Raw genomic sequence first — 19650 nt, 5'->3', positions numbered from 1 at the left:
CTCAGACCTCGAACGGGGTGGCGGCGCGATTGAGTTCGGCCAGCGACAGATGGCGATCGAACAGCGGCGCGAGGCTTTGATCGTGGCTGACAAACAACAGGCTCGAGCCGGCTTCACGGCATTCGGCGAACAGCAGGCGAATGAAGTTTTCGCGAGCGTCGTAGTCCAGGGCCGAGGTCGGTTCGTCGGCGATCACCAGCTCCGGCTGACCAATCAACGCGCGCGCGGCGGCGACCCGTTGCTGCTGGCCGATGGACAGCGAATCGGCGCGGCGGCTGAGGAGGCTTGCATCCTTCAGGCCCAAGTGAGCCAGCAAAGTGGCGGCGGCCTGGTCGACGCTGCCGTGGCGCTGTTTCGCCCGCTCGGCGCGCAGTTTGGAAAAGTGGCAGGGCAGCTCGACGTTCTCGCGCACCGAGAGAAACGGCAGCAGGTTGAACTGCTGGAAGATATAGCCGGTGTGATCGACGCGAAAGCGGTCACGCGCGCCGGCGCCGAGTTCGGTCAGCTCCTGGCCCAGCAGGCGGATGCTGCCGCGATCGGGTTTCTGAACGCCCCCAAGCAGGCCAAGCAGGGTGGTCTTGCCACTACCGCTGGGGCCTTTGAGGAACAGGGTTTCGCCGGGCTCCAGGCGAAACGCCGGGATGTCCAGCAGCGGCGGGTGACCGGGCCAGCTGAAGCTCAGGTCGGACAGTTCGATGAGTGCTTGGGTCATAGCGCCGATTTCATGGGTTTTGGGTACTTGTCTCAATGTCACATCCAACACCGATCCCTGTAGGCGCGAGGCTTGCCCGCGAAGAGGCCATCTCATTCAACGAGATGTTGACTATTAGATGCCTTCGCGGGCAAGCCTCGCTCCTACAGGGGCGGTGGTGAATTCAGAACTTGAGAGCGGCAGCCTTGGCCGTCACTTCAACCCCTTGCTGCCCGCTCGGGCTGATCAGCTGTACCTGAATCTTCTGAGTGGCTGGGAAAGTGTTGAAGATATTGGCCAGGTCCAGGGTTTTCAGCGCGCCCGGGGCTGAGCAGGTGAATTGGTAATGGGCGTGGATTTCGCTGTGGTCGTGATGATGTTCGTCTTTGGCATCGTGATCGTCATCAGCATCCGGCTTGTCACCGAACAACGGGCTTTCCAGTTCCTGGGTCGCCACTACGCAACCGGCGGCTTTCGGCAGGTTGAACAGTGCCAACGGTTTCTCAAGCTGCGCACGAGCGGCGGCCACTTTGGCCTTGTCGGCGTCAGTGGTGGCAGCGTGTTCGAAGCCCACCAGGTTCATCGCCGGGCTTTCCAGCTCCAGCTCCAGGGTCTGACCGTCCAGCGCTGCATTCAGGCGAGCGACGCCATGTTCGTGGGCGCTGAGGCTGCCGTGTTCATGGTCATGATCATGTTCTTCAGCCGCGTGGGCGACGGTCAGCGGCAACAGGGCGAACGGCAGAGCGAGCAGCAGACGGCGCATGGCGGGTCTCCGAAAGTAAAATGAAGAGTTTGTTATGTAATCTTATAACGAAAGTGCGGGGAGTTTGACCGTCTGCTTGGCGTTGCGCAAGTCACATGGGAGCATGCTCGTCAGAAATGTGCAGGAGCAGACTTATGTTGCGTATACGCGGAAGCATCGGCGACTGGCCGGTGGATTTGACGCTGGAGATGGACGACGGCGATTGGGCGCGGCTTGGTGCGCAGTTGCAGGTGGTCAAGCCTGAGGCCAGTGACGCCCCGGCCAAGCCGGTGAATCAGGATGATGCGCTGTGGCAAATCGCCAAGGATTTGCTGCGCAAGGCCGGGCAATTGAGCGGGCCGGATCTGCTGGATCAGTTGGAAGGACTGACCGGCAGCGCGGCGTCGGGCAAGCGCATGCTGGTGCGTTTGCGTCATTGCGCGGATGTGAAGGTGTCGAGCGGCGGGGATACGCCGCTCTATAGCTGGATCAACGCAGGTTAATAAAGCGCAGCAAACAACTTGCGGCGGTAGGTGGTCACCAACGGGTGATCATTGCCCAGCAGTTCGAACACCTGCAGCAAGGTCTTGTGCGGCAAGCCTTCGCTGTAGCTGCGATTGCGGACGAACAGCTTCAGCAGCGCATCCAGCGCGGCGTCGTACTGCTGGCGGGCCAGTTGCTGGATCGCGAGTTGATACACCGCTTCATCGTCCTGCGGGTTTTTCGCCAGGCGCGCTTTCAGGTCTGCGGCATCCGGCAAATCCTTGGCCTGGCCAAGGAACTGGATTTGCGCCTTGGCGCCGGCCAGTGCTGCTTTGTGCTCGTCGCTTTTCACTGCGTCGAGCACGGTTTGCGCTTCGCCCAGTTCGCCCCGTTCCGTCAGGCAACGGGCGTAGAGGATCAAGGCGGCAGCGTTGGTGTTGTCTTCGCCCAGCAGCACTTTGAGCGCGGCTTCGGCATCGGCGAAACGGCTGTCGTCGAACAGGGCCTGGGCGTGTTCGAATGGATCGGCCGCTGCGGGTGGCGGCATTTGCACATGAGGCTCAAGCATCGCCCGCACGGCGGACTCGGGCTGCGCACCGGCAAAACCGTCCACTGGCTGACCGTCCTTGAACAACACCACGGTCGGCAGGCTGCGAATGCCGAAGCGGGCGACGATGTCCTGTTCGAGATCGCAGTTGACCTTGGCCAGCAGCAATTCGCCCTGGTAGCTCTCGGCGATGGTTTGCAGCAGCGGCATCAGCGATTTGCACGGCGCACACCATTCGGCCCAGAAATCCACCAGCACCGGTTTGTGGAAAGAGTTCTCGATCACCGACTGGTCGAAATCGGCGGTCGTGGCGTCGAAGATGTACGGCGTTTCCTGACTCATGGGGGATCTCGTAAAAGCGTGAATGGGGCAACTATAAGGCTTGGCAGGGTATCGCTGAAAGTGTGGGCGGTCTGACAGGGCGCTTTCGCGGGCAAGTCGGATCGTCGCACCGCTCGTTCCTACAGGCCCACGCCGATTTGAAGACCGACGCCGAACCTGTAGGAGCGAAGCTTGCTCGCGAAGCTTTTAGCCGCGCCGCGCGTGGTAGAGGCTCACATGCCGAAACTCTTCAGGCTCGGCCAGATCCGGCAGGGTCATCGCTTCCAGCATTTCGATACGTTGATAGAGCGGATGCCTGAAATCTCTCACCCGCGAATCCGCCACCAACGCTTCCTGGCCCCGGCTCAAAAACTCATCAAGCAACGGCAGGTTAGCCCGGTCATACAAAACGTCGGCCACCAGAATCAGATCAAACCGATCCGCTTCGGCGAAAAAATCCGTCGAGTAGTTGAGGTGTACGCCATTGAGTTCGGCATTCGCCCGACACGCGGCAATCGCCAGCGGGTCGAGGTCACAGGCCACCACTTCCAGCGCGCCGGCCTTTACTGCCGCAATCCCCGCCACCCCGGAGCCAGCACCGAAATCCAGCACCCGCTTGCCTTCGACCCATTCAGGGAATGCGGCGAGATAGCGGGCAACCGCCAGGCCGCTGGCCCAGCAGAAACTCCAGTAGGGCGGTTCATGCAGAATCCGCCGGGTTTCTTCCGGGCTGAACGCGCGGTCCATGTTATCGCCGTCGATCAGCCAGAGTTTCAGCTCGGTATCGGGCAACGCAACAGGCACAAGCTGCGCATCACCGAGCAATTCACCCAACGCCCGTTGCAGGTCGAGCGGTGCAATCATGGGGCTTTGACGAATTGCAGCTGACCCAAGGCCTGGGTCGTCGGCTGGGTAATGACCTGCGAAGGCAGGTGCAAAATCAACTGGCCGGACTGGCTGGCGCGACCGCGCAATTCAACGCGAACGCCGGCAGGGAACGATTCCGGGTTGAAGCGCAGGTGAAACGGCAGAAGCTGATTGGTGCCGATCAGGCTCGAACTGGCGAGCAATTGTTGCGGGCGGTCCTGGGCGTCAATCACCAGCAGCGCCAGTTCAACTTCGGCGCCGGCCGGTATGCCTTGCAGGGTGCCGCTCAGTTCACGCTGATAGGCGGGCAACGGGCCGAGGTTGGCGGACTCCTTGGCTTTTTTCTGCGCGGCCTGTGGGGCGGGCCCTGGTGTTGGCGGCTGGGGCTTGGGCGCATCGCTGCTGCAGGCCACCAGCAGGCTGAAAACACTGAGCAATACGAGTGGTCTTAGGGACATTTGCGGCTCCAGCAAGGTGAAATCCATGGATCAAGCTCTATAGCCAGTCTGTATACCGTAAACCCTATGTCTTGTCTTGCCACGGGGATGCGCTACCATGGCCCTCCCTTTTTTTGTTGCCTGCCACCATGCACTGTCCCTTCTGCGGTGCCAACGACACCAAGGTCATCGACTCGCGTCTGGTCGCCGAGGGCGAACAGGTGCGCCGCCGGCGTGAATGCCTGGCCTGCGGCGAGCGTTTCACGACGTTCGAGACCGCCGAACTGGTGTTGCCGCGCCTGATCAAAACCGACGGTAGCCGTCAGCCCTTCGATGAAGAAAAACTTCGCGCGGGCATGCAGCGTGCGCTGGAGAAGCGCCCGGTGAGTGTCGAGCGCCTCGAATCGTCGCTGGTGCATATCAAACACAAACTGCGCGCCACCGGCGAGCGCGAGGTCAAATCCCTCGTGGTCGGTGAACTGGTGATGGCCGAGCTGCAAAAGCTCGACGAAGTCGCCTACATTCGTTTCGCCTCCGTGTATCGGCGCTTCCAGGACCTCAACGAGTTCCGGGAAGAGATCGATCGCCTGGCCCGTGAGCCGGTGAAAGAATGACCACGTCCCCCGAACAAGCCATCCTCGACGCCCATTACATGGCCCGCGCCCTGGAACTGGCGCGCAAAGGCCATTACACGACACACCCCAACCCTCGCGTTGGCTGCGTGATCGTGCGTGACGGGCAGATTGTCGGCGAAGGCTGGCATGTGCGCACCGGCGAGCCCCACGCTGAAGTCCACGCACTGCGTGCCGCAGGCGACAAGGCTCGAGGTGCCACCGCTTACGTGACCCTCGAACCGTGCAGCCACCACGGCCATACGCCGCCTTGCGCCGATGCGCTGGTGAATGCTGGCCTTGCGCGGGTCGTCGCAGCGATGCAAGACCCGAACCCGTCGGTGGCCGGTCGCGGCCTGCAGCGCCTGGCCCAGGCCGGCATCGCCATCGAAAGTGGCGTGCTGGAAGGCGAGGCGCGCAAGCTTAATGAAGGCTTCCTGAAGCGCATGGAACACGGCTTGCCGTTCGTGCGGGTCAAGTTGGCCATGAGCCTGGACGGTCGCACGGCGATGGAAAGCGGCGAGAGCCAATGGATCACCGGCCCGGCCGCACGTTCGGCGGTGCAACGCCTGCGGGCGCAGGCCAGCGTGGTGCTGACCGGCGCCGACACGGTGCTGGCGGACAACGCCCGCTTGACCGTGCGTGCCGATGAGCTGGGCCTGGACGCCGAACAAACGGCCCAGGCCATGAGCCGTCCGCCGCTGCGCGTGCTGATCGACGGCCGTCTGCGAGTGCCGCTGGATGCACCGTTTTTCAAGGCCGGGCCGGCATTGGTCGCCACCTGCATGGCGATTGAAGAGCAGTACGCGAACGGCCCGGAATGCCTGATCGTGGCGGGCGACGATGGTTTGGTTGACCTGCGAAAATTGCTGGTCGAACTCGCTGCACGCGGGGTCAACGAAGTGTTGGTTGAGGCAGGCCCGCGTCTGGCCGGGGCTTTTGCCCAGCAAGGTCTGGTGGACGAATTCCAGATTTTCATCGCCGGCAAGTTCCTCGGCTCCTCGGCTCGGCCGCTGCTGGACTGGCCGATCGCGCAAATGAAGGATGCGCCTGAGCTCAAAATCACCGAAATTCGCGCGGTTGGCGATGACTGGCGAGTCATCGCCATTCCTGCGCCAGCGGCGAGCGTATAATTCCCGGCCTGCGCCACGCGACGGCCCTGTTCTCGAGGAGAACTCCATGTTTACCGGCATCATCGAATCCATCGGCAGTATTCGTGCATTGACCCCCAAAGGCGGTGATGTGCGGGTCCACGTAGAAACCGGCAAGCTCGATTTGAGCGACGTCAAACTGGGCGACAGCATCGCGGTCAACGGCGTGTGCCTGACGGCGGTTGAGCTGCCGGGTAACGGCTTTGCGGCGGACGTCAGTCGCGAAACCCTCGACTGCACCGCCATGAACGACCTGAAAAGCGGCAGCCCGGTGAACCTGGAAAAAGCCCTGACCCCGACCACTCGCCTCGGCGGGCACCTGGTCAGCGGTCACGTCGATGGCGTGGGTGAAGTGGTTTCCCGTACCGAGAATGCGCGCGCCGTGGAATTCCGCATCCGTGCGCCGAAAGACCTGGCCAAGTACATTGCCCATAAAGGTTCGATCACCGTCGACGGCACCAGCCTGACCGTGAACGCGGTCGATGGCGCCGAGTTCATGCTGACGATCATTCCGCACACCCTGAGCGAAACCATCATGGCGTCATACCAGCCAGGTCGCCGGGTAAACCTTGAAGTTGACTTGCTGGCACGTTATCTGGAGCGCCTGTTGCTGGGCGACAAGGCCGCAGAGCCAACCTCCGGAAACATCACCGAAAGCTTTCTGGCCGCCAACGGCTACCTCAAATCCTGACCCAAGGGGGTGCCTTGTGGCGCTCAATAGCATCGAAGAACTGGTTGAAGACATCCGCCAAGGCAAGATGGTCATCCTCATGGATGACGAAGACCGCGAGAACGAAGGCGACCTGATCATGGCCGCCGAGTGCTGCAAGGCCGAACACATCAACTTCATGGCCAAGCACGCCCGTGGCCTGATCTGCATGCCGATGAGCCGCGAGCGTTGCGAGCTGCTCAAGCTGCCCTTGATGGCGCCGCGCAACGGTTCCGGCTTCGGCACCAAGTTCACCGTGTCCATCGAAGCGGCCGAAGGCGTGACCACCGGTATTTCCGCTGCCGACCGCGCACGCACCGTGCAAGCGGCTGCGGCGAAAGACGCCAAGGCTGAAGACATCGTCAGCCCCGGCCACATTTTCCCGCTGATGGCCCAGGCCGGCGGTACCTTGGCCCGCGCTGGCCACACCGAAGCGGCGTGCGACCTGGCGCGCATGGCCGGTTTCGAGCCAAGCGGCGTGATCTGCGAAGTGATGAACGACGACGGCACCATGTCCCGTCGCACCGAGCTCGAAGCCTTCGCGGCCGAACACAACATCAAGATCGGCACCATTGCCGACCTGATTCACTACCGGATGATCCACGAACGTACCGTTCAGCGGATTGCCGAGCAGCCTTTGGACAGCGAACTGGGCCAGTTCAACCTGGTGACCTATCGTGATTCCGTGGAAGGTGACGTGCACATGGCCCTGACCCTGGGCACCGTGTGTGCCGAAGAACCGACCCTGGTTCGCGTGCACAACATGGACCCGCTGCGCGACCTGTTGATGGTCAAGCAACCGGGCCGCTGGAGCCTGCGCGCCGCCATGGCTGCGGTGGCCGAGGCCGGCAGCGGCGTGGTGCTGTTGCTCGGTCACCCGCTCGATGGCGACGTATTGCTGGCGCACATCCGTGAAACTGCGGATCAGGCTATCGTGAAAAAACCGACCACCTACAGCATCGTCGGTGCCGGTTCGCAGATCCTCCGGGACCTGGGCGTGCGCAAAATGCGCTTGATGTCTGCGCCAATGAAATTTAATGCGATATCCGGTTTCGATCTGGAAGTTGTAGAATACGTGCCCTCCGAATAATGACCGGTTGTTTCCAGTCCTTGATTCGCGGCTAACACATCACCGAGGGATGCGTAGAAAACGCGTCCCGGCTCTTTAAGAGATCTAACGAATGACCCTGAAGACCATCGAAGGTACCTTCATCGCCCCTAAAGGCCGCTACGCTCTGGTAGTGGGCCGTTTCAACAGCTTCGTCGTTGAAAGCCTGGTCAGCGGTGCAGTTGATGCCCTGGTTCGCCACGGCGTGAGCGAAACCGACATCACCATCATCCGCGCGCCTGGCGCCTTCGAAATCCCGCTGGTTGCGCAGAAAGTCGCTCAGAAGGGCGAGTACGCGGCAATCATCGCCCTGGGCGCGGTCATTCGTGGCGGTACTCCGCACTTCGAATACGTGGCGGGCGAATGCACCAAGGGCCTGGCCCAGGTGTCCATGGAGTTCGGCGTTCCAGTCGCATTTGGCGTGCTGACCGTTGATTCCATCGAGCAAGCCATCGAACGTTCCGGCACCAAGGCCGGTAACAAAGGCGCCGAAGCTGCCCTGTCCGCTCTGGAAATGGTCAGCCTGCTGGCGCAGTTGGAGGCCAAGTGATTAGCGACGAAAGTGATCGTTTCAACCCGCGCGATCCAAAGCCTGCGGATGCCGGCAAGCCATCGAAAAGCGTCAAGCGTCGCGAAGCCCGTCAGCTCGCGACCCAAGCGCTGTACCAATGGCACATGGCCAAGCAGTCGCTGAACGAGATCGAAGCGCAGTTTCGGGTCGATAACGATTTCAGCGATGTCGATGCCGCGTACTTCCACGACATCCTGCACGGCGTTCCGGCCAACAAGCCTGAAATCGACGCTGCACTGACGCCGTGCCTGGACATCACCATCGAAGAGCTGGACCCGGTTGAACTGGCTGTTCTGCGCCTGTCGACCTGGGAACTGCTCAAGCGCGTCGACGTGCCGTACCGCGTTGTGATCAACGAAGGTATCGAGCTGGCGAAAGTCTTCGGTTCCACCGATGGCCACAAATTCGTCAACGGTGTACTCGACAAGCTGGCCCCGCGTCTGCGTGAAGCTGAAGTGAAGGCGTTCAAGCGCTAATCGGCGCTTGATAGCTGCCACATGGGCGAGTTTGAGCTGATCCGCAATTTCTTCGCCGCCGCGCCTTGTGCGCAAGGCGGCGAAGGCGTTGCCCTCGGGATCGGTGATGACTGCGCCTTGCTCGCTGTTCCCCCCGGGGAGCAGTTGGCCATTTCCACCGACACGCTGGTTACCGGCGTGCATTTCGCAGAGCCTTGCGACCCTTTTCTGCTCGGTCAGCGTTCGCTGGCTGTGGCCGTCAGTGATCTGGCCGCCATGGGCGCCACCCCCGTCGCCTTTACCCTTGCCCTGACCTTGCCGACGGTGACCGCCGATTGGCTGGACGCTTACGCCCGTGGTTTGAACGTCATGGCGCAGCACTGTGGCGTGGCGCTGGTGGGCGGTGATACCACGCGTGGGCCGCTGAGCCTGACCATGACCGTGTTTGGTCGTGTGCCGGCCGGCAAGGCGTTGACCCGCAGCGGTGCGCAGCCCGGCGATTTGCTCTGCGTGGGCGGTGAGTTGGGTAATGCAGCGGGTGCCTTGCCGCTGGTGCTGGGGCAGCGGACGGCTGACGCCGCCATCGCTGATCCATTGCTGGCCCATTACTGGTCGCCGCGGCCGCAGCTGGCGTTGGGCCAGGCGCTACGCGGCAAAGCCACGTCGGCGCTGGATATCTCCGACGGCCTGCTCGCTGACTGCGGGCATATTGCCCTGGCGTCGAAGGTCGGCATTCAAGTTGAACGGGACCGATTGCCGCTGTCGAACGCTTTAGTGGCCTTCCTCGGCCAATCGGGCGCCCAAGCGGCAGCGTTGAGCGGCGGGGACGATTACGTGCTGGCCTTCACCCTACCGTCCGTCGAGTTGCCCGCGTTGCTGGCCGCCGGCTGGCCGATCCATGTGATCGGCAGGGTAGAGGCCGGGCAGGGCGTGGTACTGCTGGACGCCGATGGACAGGACATCACCCCGCAAACCCGGGGCTATCAACATTTTCGGGAGACACCGTGACAGATCATCCCAAACAGGTCCCGGCGGAATTCGTACCGCCTTCGGTCTGGCGCAATCCCTGGCATTTCCTGGCGTTCGGCTTCGGCTCGGGCACCTTGCCAAAGGCACCGGGCACCTGGGGTTCGTTAGTTGCGCTACCCTTTATCCCGTTGTGGCAGATGCTGCCCGACTGGGGTTACTGGCTGATGCTCGGCATCACCATGCTGTTCGGCTTCTGGCTGTGCGGCAAGGTTGCCGACGATTTGCGGGTACACGATCACGAAGGCATCGTCTGGGACGAAATGGTCGGGATGTGGATCACCCTGTGGCTGGTACCGGAAGGCTGGTACTGGTTGCTGGCGGGGTTCCTGGTGTTCCGCTTCTTCGACATTCTCAAGCCCTGGCCGATTCACTGGATCGACCGGCATGTGCACGGTGGCGTCGGGATCATGCTCGATGACGTATTGGCAGGCGTGTTTGCGTGGTTGGCCATGCAAGGGCTGGTGTGGATTTTCGCCTGACGGGCGAAACAGGGGACTAGGGATGGCTCGGCGCTGGTGGGTTGTGATGGTGTTCGCCATGTTTTGCTCGATCGTCCGAGCGGGCGATGCCACGACGACGCCGTCCGTGATTCATCTGGCCAGCGAAGACTGGGAAGACTACACCGCCGCTGACGGTCATGGCCTGGGTTGGGACGTGCTGCGGGAAGTGTTCGAGCCGGCCGGTGTAAAACTGGACATCCGCACCGAGCCTTACACCCGCTCCGTAGGCCTGGCGCAACTCCGCGAAGTGGATGCCTGTGTCGGCTCCTACCGCGACGAAAACAGCGATCTGCTTTATCCGCGCTGGAACTTCGATACCGATCACATCTACGCCCTGGGCCTGGCGAGCAATCCGGCACCGACCCTGGAGACGCTGGGCAACTATCGACTGGCCTGGGTCCGCGGCTACGACTACCAGGATTACCTGCCCAACGTGCAGCGCTATAACGAAGTCATCCGGCGCACCGGGATTCTGTCGATGCTGACCCACAACCGCGCCGACTACTACATCGATGCGCTGACCGAAGTCGACTATGTCCTCAAGTGGGCCAAGGATCCTTCGCAGTTTCGTCGCACCCACATCGCGGAATTGCCGCTGTACCTGTGCTTCGCCGATACGCCCAAGGCTCGGACGTTGATGGCGCTGTTCGATGAGCGCATGGAGTTGCTGGTGAAAAGCGGCCGGTTGAAACCGATCTTCGAACGCTGGAAACAACCCTATCCGTTCGATTCGAAATGAACACAAGTCCCTGTGGCACTGATGATTTCCTGTGGGCGTGAGCCTGCTCGCGATGGCGACTATCTGTTAAAGATCGGTGTTCCGACACACTGCTGTCGCGAGCAGGCTCACTCCCACAGGGTGCTTGGACGGACCTGAGATCTAACTTTTTGATCGTTATGCCCCATAATTCAGCCTAAGCGTCTGTAGGAACCTGCTGTTACAATGCCGCCTCTGCGAAACTCCAGTACTCATTGATCAGGAGCACACCGGTGCCTGTCGTTTTTGTCGCCGCTTCCAAGCTGCCAACGCCTTTTGCGCAATTCACCATGCACGGCTTTCTCGATGAAGAGAACGGACGCGAGCACGTGGTGCTGAGCCTGGGTGAGTTCGCCGACGGTGCCCCGGTACTGGGTCGGTTGCACTCCGAATGCCTGACCGGCGACGCCTTGTTCAGCCAGCGTTGCGACTGCGGCTCGCAGCTTGAGGCCGCCTTGCAGGCCATCGCCCGTGAAGGTCGTGGCGTGTTGCTTTACCTGCGCCAGGAAGGCCGTGGCATCGGCTTGCTGAACAAGATCCGCGCCTATGAGTTGCAGGATGGCGGTGCCGACACCGTTGAAGCCAACGAGCGTCTGGGCTTTGCCGCCGACCAGCGTGACTACGCCATGTGCCTGCCGATGCTGGAACACCTGGGCGTGAAATCCCTGCGCCTGATGACCAACAATCCGCGCAAGGTCAAAGCCTTGACCGACATGGGCATCGTGGTCGCCGAGCGTGTGCCGCTGCACACCGGTCACAACCCGCACAACAAACTCTACCTGGCCACCAAGGCCAGCAAGCTCGACCACATGATGGGCAACGAGCATCAGGGCGAGGCAGACCGGGCGTGACGCGCGGTCAAGTACGGCGGCGATTGTCCTTCAACTGGTGGCAATACCTGGCTCTGGCCCTGCTGCCCCTGTTCGTGATCAATGGCGTGTTCGGCCAGGGCGAGGCGCTCCTGCCGGTGCTGGCGATGCCGTTTTTCATCGCTGGTGTCGCCTCGATGTTTGTCAGCCTGAAGTTTTTTGGTGGCTACAAGCACGCATTGATCTCCACCCAGAAAGCCCTCGACACCCCGGAAGAACCCGCCGCCTGGATTGTCCTGGCCGCCAAGCGCCGCACGGCGTTGCTGGTTGCGAGCCTGCCGGCCTGGATCGGCGCGTTGGCGGTGTTCGTCGGCCTTGAAGCGGTGCCGTTGGTGCTGCTGGCGCTGTCGACCACCGTGCTGTTCTACCTCTACCGTATCCCGCGTCAACTCGGCTGATGTATCGCTTCTGGCTGGCGCTGATGCTGCTGGCCGGCAGCGGCATGGCCTGCGCTGTTGAGCGCGTTGTCAGCCTCGCGCCGTCTCTGTCTGAAATCGTTGTCGAACTGGGCTCCGCGGACCTTCTGGTCGGCGTGCTGGATGCCGGTGAACGTCCTGCCGAACTCAACGGGCTTCCATCGGTTGGCCGCTATGGCCAGTTGGATATGGAGCAGTTGCTCAGCCTGAAACCCGATTTACTTCTGCTCTGGCCCGGCAGCGTTGGCCCGGCCCAGCGTGAACAACTCAAGCGCCTGAACATCCCTACGTATGTCGCCGAACCCCACAACCTCGAACAACTGACTGCGCAGATCGAAGCGATTGCCACGCAACTCGGTCGGCCTGAGCGTGGCGTTTCATTGGCCGCGCAATTACGCCAGCGCCTGGATCTGCTGCGCCAGCGATATCGCCGGGATCAACCGTTGCGGGTGTTTTATCAGGTGTGGGATCGGCCGCTGTACACCGTTGGCGGCGGGCAGATCATCAGTGATGCGCTGGAGGTGTGCGGGGCGCGCAATGTATTCGCCGACCTGACATTGCCGGCGCCGCAGGTCAGCGTCGAGGCGGTGTTGCAGCGTAATCCCGACGTGATTCTGGCCAGTGATCAGGCGCAGCTGGAGGCGTGGAAAGCCTGGCCGCAGGTGGCGGCGGTGGCGCAGGGGCGGTTGCTGTTGGTGACGGACAAGGGGTTGGAGCGGCCGAGTGGGCAGATGATCGAGGCGACGTCCAAACTTTGCCAGGTCATCGCGCCCGACCGCTAAGACCAAGGTGCGTCCTTCGCGGGCAAGCCTCGCTCCTACAGGTCCGGGGTGATCCTTGTAGGAGCGAGGCTTGCCCGCGAAGAGGCCCGCCCGAACACCATACATTCAGAGTCCAGGCGTCCAGGTCACCCCAAACATCCACGCCCGACCTTCCTCGCGATACCCATACTGACTGCCATCATGGGTGTACAACGCCCGGCTATAGCCCTTGTCCAGCAGGTTATCGACTTTCAGCTCAAGCTTGACCTCGCGATTCAATTCCCAGCTGCTGCGCAACCCCAGCAGGGCATAGCCACCCAACGGCTGTTGATTGTTCAAGTCGTCATAGCTGCTGCTCACCGCTTGCCAGCTGGCGCCGAGGCCGAACCGGTCGAACTGACGATCCAGGTCCAGGCTCAAGGTGCGCCGCGCACGACGGGCAAGGGTATGGCCGCTGTCGCGATCCCTTGGGTCGATGATCGCCACGCCGAGGTTGCTCTGCCAGCCGAACAGTTCTTGTTTCAGAGCCGCTTCGAACCCGTTGATCCGAGCCGAAGCCACGTTCTGTGGCCGTGAGTTGCTGCCAAAAATAATCGCGTCTTCAAGGTCCGTGCGATAAAGCGACGTTTCGAGACGACTGGTCTCGGTCAACTGACTGCGCCATTGCAGCTCGTAGCTTTTCGAGGTTTCAGGCTTGAGGTCCGGGTTGCTGAAATCCGGGTAGTACAAGTCATTGAAGGTCGGTGCGCGGAAACCTTCGCTGTAGGTCAGTAATACGTCGTTGTCCGGGTTCAGCGGCAGGGTGAAGGTGCCGCTCCAGCTGTTCTGGCCGCCAAACTGCTGGTTCTGGTCCCGGCGCAGACCCAGTTCCGTGGAGAAACTGTCCGCCTGGTAGCGATGCTGGATAAACGCTGCGCGGTTCCAGCGGCTGTCCTCGTCGAACGGGGTGCTGCTGTTGATCCGGTCTTCGTACCAGTCGGCGCCGAGAATCAGGCTGTTGCGCTCATTGAGCGTCAGGTCGTTCTGCCAGTTCACCGAATCACGGTACGTGTTGAACACGCTGCGTTCATCGCTGAGTTTGTCGAGGGTCTTCTCGCGGTTTTCGCTGTGACCGAATTCGACGCGGGTTTTCCAGATGTCGTTGACCCGGGCATCGACATAGCTGCTGATGCTGCTCACGGCAAAGTCGCTGTAAGGCTGCTGCTGGAGCGATTCGAAGGTCGTCGTGTCGAAGCGCCCGAATGGATTGTCGAACTCGCTTTTGCCGCGGTTATCCAGCAGGTTGGCGCCGATTTCGATGTCGTCGGTGAGGGCATGGCTCAGGCTCAGACTGACCGATTTGTTGCGGTATTCGTCATGATCTCCGTCGCTGGGATAGGACTCGTGGGTGCGGTTGATCCCGGCGGTTTCATCGAGGCTGGCGCCGAGGTTGAAGCGGGTTTTCTCATCGCCACCGGATAATCCGAGGCTGCGCTCCCAGGTCTGATGGCTGCCAAACCCCATGTGCATACGTGGTTGCAGGCCTTGTTCGCCACCACGGCGAGTGAAAATCTGGATCACGCCGCCAATCGCATCACTGCCATAAATCACCGAACGGGAGCCGCGTAGCACTTCCACGCGCTCGACCTGGTCGATGTTGATGTGTTGCAGGTTGCTGTCGCCGGAGGTTGAGTTGCCGATGCGTTGGCCGTCCACCAGCACCAGGCTCTGCGCTGACTGGGTGCCGCGAATGTAGATCCCCGGCAGACTGCCGCGCCCGCCGGTTTGCACGACTTGCACACCGGGTACACGACTCAGCAAGTCCGTGACGCTGCCCGGTTGCAGGCGGTCGATGTCGTCGCGGGTGAAAACGGTGTTGGCGGCGCTGCTGTCGTTACGCGCTTCGACCTGACGGTTGGCGCTGATCAGCACTTCAGGGAGTTTCAGGGCTTGATCGCGTTCGAAGGTGTCGGCCAGGAGTTGGCCGGCCGGCAGCAGGGTCAGCGTCAGGGCGAGGGGGAGAGTTTCATCGGTAATCCGTTGGCGCTTTAAAGCGAACACAAATTTTGAAAGGCACAGAAAACCAATGTGGGAGCGAGCCTGCTCGCGATGAGGGTGTGTCAGTCAAAGAAGAGGTGACTGGCAGACCGCTATCGCGAGCAGGCTCGCTCCCACAAGGGGTTTTGCATTTGTTCAGATGTTGAGTAGTTGCAGGCGCTGGCGAACCGAAGCCTCGATCCCGGCCTCATCCAGCCCGCACTCGGCCAGCATCTGCGCAGGCTTCGCGTGCTCGACGTAACTGTCCGGCAAGCCCAGATGCAGCATCGACTTGAGGATGTTTTCACGTGCCAGGAACTCGCTGACCGCGCCACCGGCGCCGCCCATGATCGCGTTCTCTTCGATCGTCACCAGTAACTCATGGCTGCCGGCAATGTCGCGAACCAGGTCTTCATCCAACGGTTTGACGAAACGCATGTCGACCACGGTTGCATCCAGCGTCTCGGCGACTTTCAGCGCCTCGGCCAGTTGCACGCCGAACACCAGCAGGGCGACTTTGCTGCCCTGGCGACGAACCACGCCTTTGCCGATTTCAATCGGCTGCAAGTCTTTCTCGATCGTTGCATTCGGGCCGGTGCCGCGCGGATAACGCACCGCCGCCGGGCCGTTGAACAGGTGACCGGTGGTGAGCATTTTGCGCAATTCGTTTTCGTCGCTCGGGGTCATCACCAGCATGCCGGGGATGCAACGCAGGAACGACAGGTCGAAGCTGCCCGCATGGGTCGGGCCGTCTTCACCCACCAGCCCTGCGCGGTCGATGGCGAACAGCACGTCGAGGTTTTGTACCGCGACGTCATGGATCAGTTGATCGTAACCGCGTTGCAGGAAGGTCGAATAAATCGCCACAACAGGTTTTGCGCCTTCGCACGCCATGCCGGCGGCGAGGGTCACGGCGTGTTGCTCGGCAATCGCCACGTCGAAGTAACGCAGCGGGAAACGCTCGCTGAACGCCACCAGGTCGGAGCCTTCTTTCATCGCCGGGGTGATGCCCACCAAGCGCGGATCAGAGGCGGCCATGTCGCATAGCCATTCGCCGAACACACCGGAATACTTCGGCCCACCGGATTTCTTCGGTGCAGCGGCCGGCGCATCAACGGGCTCAAGCTTGGTGATGGCGTGGTAACCGATCGGGTCGATTTCCGCCGGGGCAAAGCCTTTGCCTTTCTTGGTGACGACGTGCAGGAACTGCGGGCCTTTCAGATCGCGCATGTTACGCAGGGTGGCGATCAGGGTCGGCAGGTCGTGGCCATCGATCGGGCCGATGTAGTTCCAGCCCAGCTCTTCGAACAGCGTGCCGGGAACCAGCATGCCTTTGGCGTATTCTTCGGTGCGACGGGCGATTTCCCAAGCGCCGGGCAGGCGCGACAGGACCTTTTTGCTGCCTTCACGCATGCTCGCGTAAGTGCGGCTGGAAAGGATCTTCGCCAGGTAGTTCGACAGCCCGCCGACGTTGCGCGAGATCGACATGTCGTTGTCGTTGAGGATCACCAGCATGTTGGCGTTCACTTCCGGCGCATGGTTCAGCGCCTCGAAGGCCATGCCCGCGGTCAGTGCGCCGTCGCCGATCACGGCAATGGCCTTGCGATCACTGTTCTGCAGGCGGGCGGCAATCGCCATGCCCAGCGCTGCGCTGATCGAAGTGCTGGAGTGGCCGACGCCAAAGGTGTCGTACTCGCTCTCGGAACGACGCGGGAAGGCAGCGACGCCGTCCTTTTGGCGCAGGGTGCCCATGCGCTCGCGACGGCCGGTGAGGATTTTGTGCGGATAGGCCTGATGACCCACGTCCCACACCAGCCGGTCGTCCGGGGTGTCGAAGACGTAATGCAACGCGATGGTCAGCTCGATGACGCCCAGGCCGGCACCGAAATGCCCGCCGGTCTGACCGACCGTGTAGAGCAATTCCAGGCGCAACTCATCGGCCAGGGTTTCCAGCTCGGCTTCGCCTAACCGGCGCAGGCCGTCCGGCGTGTTGGCACGGTCGAGCAGGGGCGTGGTCGGGCGCTTGCGGGGAATCTCATGAAACGTCGTGGGCATCAGGCGAATCGTTATAGGTATAAAAGATGCGGCAGTTTACCTGATGCATCGCCCCCTGCCCACGCGTTGCTTTTAACTTGGCGGATACGCCGTCAGCTGCGCCGCTCGACGATGTAGCGGGCCAGATCGCGCAACGGCTCGGCTGCCGCGTCAAACGGTCGCAGTGCGTGCAGGGCCTGATCGCGCAGTTCCAGGGCGTAGGCCTTGGCCGCGTCGAGGCCGAGCAGGGCCGGGTAGGTCGGTTTGTCGCGCGCGATGTCGGCACCCTGGCGTTTGCCGAGGGTTTCGGTATCGCTTTCGACGTCGAGAATGTCGTCCTGCACCTGGAACGCCAGGCCGATGGCCTGTGCATAAGTCTGCAAGGACTTCAGTTCGTCCTTCTCGGCACGGCCGCTGGCCAGGGCGCCGAGTTTGACGCTGACCTCGATCAGCGCGCCGGTCTTGTGCCGGTGCATGGTTTCGAGGGCTTTTTGGTCAAGTTTCAGACCGACCGAACCAAGGTCGATGGCCTGACCGCCGACCATGCCGGCCGGGCCTGCCGCCAATGCCAGGGCGCTGACCATCTGCAGGCGGAGGTGGTCGGAGGTGAGAGCAGCGTCCGACGTGCTCAGGCGCGGGTCGAGCAGGGCGCTGAACGCCAGGCTCTGAAGGCCGTCACCGGCAAGGATCGCGCAGGCTTCATCGAATTTTTTGTGAGTGGTCGGCTGGCCGCGACGCAGATCGTCGTCGTCCATGGCTGGCAGGTCGTCGTGTACCAGGGAATACGCGTGAATCAGCTCCACCGCGCAGGCCGCGCCGTTGGCTTGCTCAGCCTTGCCACCGAGCGCTTCGCACGCGGCGTAGGCCAGGAGCGGGCGAACCCGTTTGCCACCATTCATCACGCTGTAGCGCATGGCTTCGTACAACCGCGCGAGCTCAGGGCTCGGCGCGTTGAACAGGGTTTCCAGTGCAGCGTTGACGCGGGCCTGGCTGGTCGCCGAATACGCAGCAATCATTCCGGCTGATCCGCGTCGAAGGGTTCCTCGGCCAGCTCGCCATCACGCTCGAGCAGCACTTGAACCTTTTGCTCGGCCTGGGCCAGCGCCGCCTGGCAATCGCGGGTCAGACCGATGCCTTGCTCGAAAGCCGTCAGCGAGTCTTCCAGCGACAATTCGCCGTTCTCCAGTCGCTCCACCAGCGTTTGCAGGTCAGCGAGGGATTGTTCGAAATCCAGTGCAGCTTTTTTGCGGGCCATGGCGGCTATTTCCGGTTGACGTTAAACCGGCGCGACACTAGCAGACATGGGGGGTATGGGCAAATGAGGGCGGGTTTTTGAGCCTTGATCGCAAGTTGAAAACACCCCTTGTGGCGAGGGAGCTTGCTCCCGCTGGGTCGCGCAGCAGCCCCAAAACCATTTACCCAGGGTTTTCAGGAATACCGCATTCAGCCATTTACGACTGCTGCGCAGCCGAGCGGGAGCAAGCTCCCTCGCCACAAAGGAATGTCGCTTCCGTGAGTGATGGGGATTATTCGGCTCATTTCGTGAGCCGAATAAACGCGCTATTCGGCTCACGGACTCAAATGAGCGTGATTCCTACCGCAAATATAGATGTATCCGATTGTTAAAAAACCGCCAAATGGCTAACCTTCGCGCCTTCTACGACCCAATAGTCACGGGTCTTTCTGACGAAACGCAGTTTCAGGATCTGTAACGCGCCGAGGATCGGGTGCAAGGTTTCGTTATGCATGGCAGGAGGCGTCACATGCGTTCATTTCTTCTGGTGCTGATGGCGTTGGTCTGCGCGACCGCTGCCTGGGCCGAGCCGACGGCTGAGTTGTCGGAGCCGGTCGGCGGCTGGCGCTTCAACGGCCTGCTGGACCGCAGCGAATATCCTCAAGTCGCCTATCCGACGCCGCCCATCGACCGGGGCGTGCAGCGCAATCGCACGATGATCCAGGGCCAGCTCAAGGCCATCGGCACGCAACGCGGGCCTCATACGCTGGCCGTCAACGGCAATCCCCTGAATCTGTACACCGACGACCAGGGGCGATTCGCCCAGCCGTATGCGTTCGGCGCCGGTTCCAACAGCGTTGAAGTGCGCAGCTCTGAAGGCAAGTCCCTCAAGCGCGTTCAATTCTATGAAGCCAACAACCTGCGCACCCCGGCGCGGATTCGCGTGGTGCTGGGTTGGGATGACCCGAAAGCCGAACTCGATCTGCACATCATTACCCCCGACGGCCAACACGCGTTCTGGGCTCGCCCAGCGATGAGCAATGGCGGCGGGTTGGATCCGGACGGCGTCGATGGCCCCGGCCCGGAAATGTTCACCATGACCGCGCCGATGCATGGCACCTATCTGGTTTACGTGAACTATTGGGGCAACTTCGGCAGCGGCGGCTATAACTTCGAGGAGACCAGCAACCAGAACGAGGTGATCACCTCGCAGATCAACCTGGTGCTCAACGAAAACACCGTCGACGAAAAACGCGAGACCTTCATCGTGCCCCTGCGGGCCATCGGTGACCTGCTGCTGGTCAAGACTTTCAACTATTAAGCATCCCGCTCCACGGATGA

24 protein-coding genes are annotated in these 19650 nt (G+C 61.6%); 14 read left to right on the top strand and 10 right to left on the bottom strand.

The genetic code is table 11. The features are described from left to right. Position 1: 1 nt before the first annotated feature. Both HP062_RS17355 and HP062_RS17350 read right to left on the bottom strand, forming a co-directional pair. Entirely contained in the window at positions 2 to 712 is a 711-nt protein-coding gene (locus tag HP062_RS17355; RefSeq protein WP_172791786.1) for an ABC transporter ATP-binding protein, read from the bottom strand. Between the two features lie 163 nt (positions 713 to 875). Then, positions 876 to 1454, bottom strand: coding sequence for a DUF2796 domain-containing protein (locus HP062_RS17350; protein ID WP_077749239.1), 579 nt, complete (start codon positions 1452 to 1454; stop codon positions 876 to 878). Positions 1455 to 1588: 134 nt separating this feature from the next. On the opposite strand from HP062_RS17350, the gene HP062_RS17345 reads away from it, so the two are divergent. After that, positions 1589 to 1936, top strand: coding sequence for a hypothetical protein (locus HP062_RS17345; RefSeq protein WP_172791785.1), 348 nt, complete (start codon positions 1589 to 1591; stop codon positions 1934 to 1936). Here the strand turns inward: HP062_RS17345 and trxA are convergent. The 3 genes from trxA to HP062_RS17330 form a co-directional block, all read right to left on the bottom strand. Continuing rightward, positions 1933 to 2805, bottom strand: a complete 873-nt coding sequence (gene trxA / locus HP062_RS17340; RefSeq protein ID WP_077749238.1) for a thioredoxin — start codon at positions 2803 to 2805, stop codon at positions 1933 to 1935. The genes HP062_RS17345 and trxA overlap by 4 nt on opposite strands. Positions 2806 to 2991: 186 nt before the next feature. Next, positions 2992 to 3648: a methyltransferase gene (locus HP062_RS17335; RefSeq protein ID WP_077749237.1), complete on the bottom strand. Its 657-nt coding sequence runs from the start codon at positions 3646 to 3648 to the stop codon at positions 2992 to 2994. Further along, positions 3645 to 4109 carry a YbaY family lipoprotein gene (locus tag HP062_RS17330; protein ID WP_042932997.1) on the bottom strand — a complete coding sequence of 155 codons (465 nt, stop codon included), beginning with the start codon at positions 4107 to 4109 and terminating at the stop codon, positions 3645 to 3647. Before HP062_RS17330 ends, HP062_RS17335 begins: the two co-directional genes overlap by 4 nt. 128 nt (positions 4110 to 4237) lie before the next feature. Between HP062_RS17330 and nrdR the strand changes: the two genes are divergently transcribed. The 12 genes from nrdR to HP062_RS17270 all read left to right on the top strand — a co-directional run bounded on the left by nrdR (position 4238) and on the right by HP062_RS17270 (position 13046). After that, on the top strand, positions 4238 to 4702 hold the full coding sequence (gene nrdR, locus HP062_RS17325) for a transcriptional regulator NrdR (RefSeq protein WP_003228656.1): 465 nt from the start codon (positions 4238 to 4240) through the stop codon (positions 4700 to 4702). Continuing rightward, on the top strand, positions 4699 to 5832 hold the full coding sequence (gene ribD, locus HP062_RS17320) for a bifunctional diaminohydroxyphosphoribosylaminopyrimidine deaminase/5-amino-6-(5-phosphoribosylamino)uracil reductase RibD (RefSeq protein WP_102593812.1): 1134 nt from the start codon (positions 4699 to 4701) through the stop codon (positions 5830 to 5832). The genes nrdR and ribD overlap by 4 nt, the downstream gene beginning before the upstream one ends. 46 nt (positions 5833 to 5878) lie before the next feature. Continuing rightward, a complete protein-coding gene (locus HP062_RS17315; protein WP_010467322.1) occupies positions 5879 to 6541 on the top strand; it encodes a riboflavin synthase in 663 nt (220 codons plus the stop codon). Between the two features lie 16 nt (positions 6542 to 6557). Continuing rightward, positions 6558 to 7649, top strand: coding sequence for a bifunctional 3,4-dihydroxy-2-butanone-4-phosphate synthase/GTP cyclohydrolase II (gene ribBA / locus HP062_RS17310; RefSeq protein ID WP_010467323.1), 1092 nt, complete (start codon positions 6558 to 6560; stop codon positions 7647 to 7649). A gap of 91 nt (positions 7650 to 7740) precedes the next feature. After that, positions 7741 to 8217, top strand: coding sequence for a 6,7-dimethyl-8-ribityllumazine synthase (gene ribE, locus HP062_RS17305; protein WP_172791784.1), 477 nt, complete (start codon positions 7741 to 7743; stop codon positions 8215 to 8217). After that, on the top strand, positions 8214 to 8714 hold the full coding sequence (gene nusB / locus HP062_RS17300) for a transcription antitermination factor NusB (protein WP_077749235.1): 501 nt from the start codon (positions 8214 to 8216) through the stop codon (positions 8712 to 8714). Before ribE ends, nusB begins: the two co-directional genes overlap by 4 nt. Positions 8715 to 8735: 21 nt before the next feature. Beyond that, a complete protein-coding gene (gene thiL / locus HP062_RS17295; protein WP_172791783.1) occupies positions 8736 to 9701 on the top strand; it encodes a thiamine-phosphate kinase in 966 nt (321 codons plus the stop codon). Then, complete coding sequence (locus HP062_RS17290; RefSeq protein WP_008033735.1) at positions 9698 to 10201, top strand: phosphatidylglycerophosphatase A; 504 nt, start codon at positions 9698 to 9700, stop codon at positions 10199 to 10201. Before thiL ends, HP062_RS17290 begins: the two co-directional genes overlap by 4 nt. 22 nt (positions 10202 to 10223) lie before the next feature. Continuing rightward, positions 10224 to 10961: an ABC transporter substrate-binding protein gene (locus HP062_RS17285; RefSeq protein ID WP_010467326.1), complete on the top strand. Its 738-nt coding sequence runs from the start codon at positions 10224 to 10226 to the stop codon at positions 10959 to 10961. 251 nt (positions 10962 to 11212) lie between these two features. Further along, positions 11213 to 11830: a GTP cyclohydrolase II gene (ribA, locus tag HP062_RS17280; protein ID WP_027924335.1), complete on the top strand. Its 618-nt coding sequence runs from the start codon at positions 11213 to 11215 to the stop codon at positions 11828 to 11830. After that, complete coding sequence (locus tag HP062_RS17275) at positions 11827 to 12246, top strand: MFS transporter (protein ID WP_154913615.1); 420 nt, start codon at positions 11827 to 11829, stop codon at positions 12244 to 12246. The genes ribA and HP062_RS17275 overlap by 4 nt, the downstream gene beginning before the upstream one ends. Then, entirely contained in the window at positions 12246 to 13046 is an 801-nt protein-coding gene (locus HP062_RS17270; protein WP_145309999.1) for a cobalamin-binding protein, read from the top strand. Before HP062_RS17275 ends, HP062_RS17270 begins: the two co-directional genes overlap by 1 nt. Before the next feature lie 105 nt (positions 13047 to 13151). On the opposite strand, the gene HP062_RS17265 is transcribed toward HP062_RS17270, so the two are convergent. The 5 genes from HP062_RS17265 to HP062_RS31140 all read right to left on the bottom strand — a co-directional run bounded on the left by HP062_RS17265 (position 13152) and on the right by HP062_RS31140 (position 18823). Continuing rightward, a complete protein-coding gene (locus HP062_RS17265; protein WP_372242596.1) occupies positions 13152 to 15065 on the bottom strand; it encodes a TonB-dependent receptor domain-containing protein in 1914 nt (637 codons plus the stop codon). A 132-nt stretch (positions 15066 to 15197) separates the two neighbouring features. Continuing rightward, on the bottom strand, positions 15198 to 17096 hold the full coding sequence (gene dxs / locus HP062_RS17260; RefSeq protein WP_010467331.1) for a 1-deoxy-D-xylulose-5-phosphate synthase: 1899 nt from the start codon (positions 17094 to 17096) through the stop codon (positions 15198 to 15200). Positions 17097 to 17188: 92 nt separating this feature from the next. Beyond that, the gene (locus HP062_RS17255; RefSeq protein WP_010467332.1) at positions 17189 to 18091 is read right to left on the bottom strand and encodes a polyprenyl synthetase family protein; all 903 of its coding nucleotides are present in this window, start codon (positions 18089 to 18091) and stop codon (positions 17189 to 17191) included. Continuing rightward, positions 18088 to 18330 (bottom strand): exodeoxyribonuclease VII small subunit, encoded by a 243-nt coding sequence (locus tag HP062_RS17250; protein ID WP_007894317.1) that lies wholly within the window; start codon positions 18328 to 18330, stop codon positions 18088 to 18090. The genes HP062_RS17255 and HP062_RS17250 overlap by 4 nt, the downstream gene beginning before the upstream one ends. A gap of 367 nt (positions 18331 to 18697) precedes the next feature. Next, entirely contained in the window at positions 18698 to 18823 is a 126-nt protein-coding gene (locus tag HP062_RS31140; RefSeq protein WP_255311815.1) for a hypothetical protein, read from the bottom strand. 15 nt (positions 18824 to 18838) lie between these two features. Between HP062_RS31140 and HP062_RS17245 the strand changes: the two genes are divergently transcribed. Continuing rightward, on the top strand, positions 18839 to 19630 hold the full coding sequence (locus tag HP062_RS17245; RefSeq protein ID WP_172791782.1) for a YfaP family protein: 792 nt from the start codon (positions 18839 to 18841) through the stop codon (positions 19628 to 19630). Positions 19631 to 19650 lie beyond the last annotated feature (20 nt).

This window comes from Pseudomonas sp. B14-6, from assembly GCF_013260315.1.
In the GTDB taxonomy this organism is placed as follows: domain Bacteria; phylum Pseudomonadota; class Gammaproteobacteria; order Pseudomonadales; family Pseudomonadaceae; genus Aquipseudomonas; species Aquipseudomonas mandelii.
Note: the sequence above shows the minus strand (reverse complement) of the source record. Positions and strands in the feature narration are given on the sequence as shown.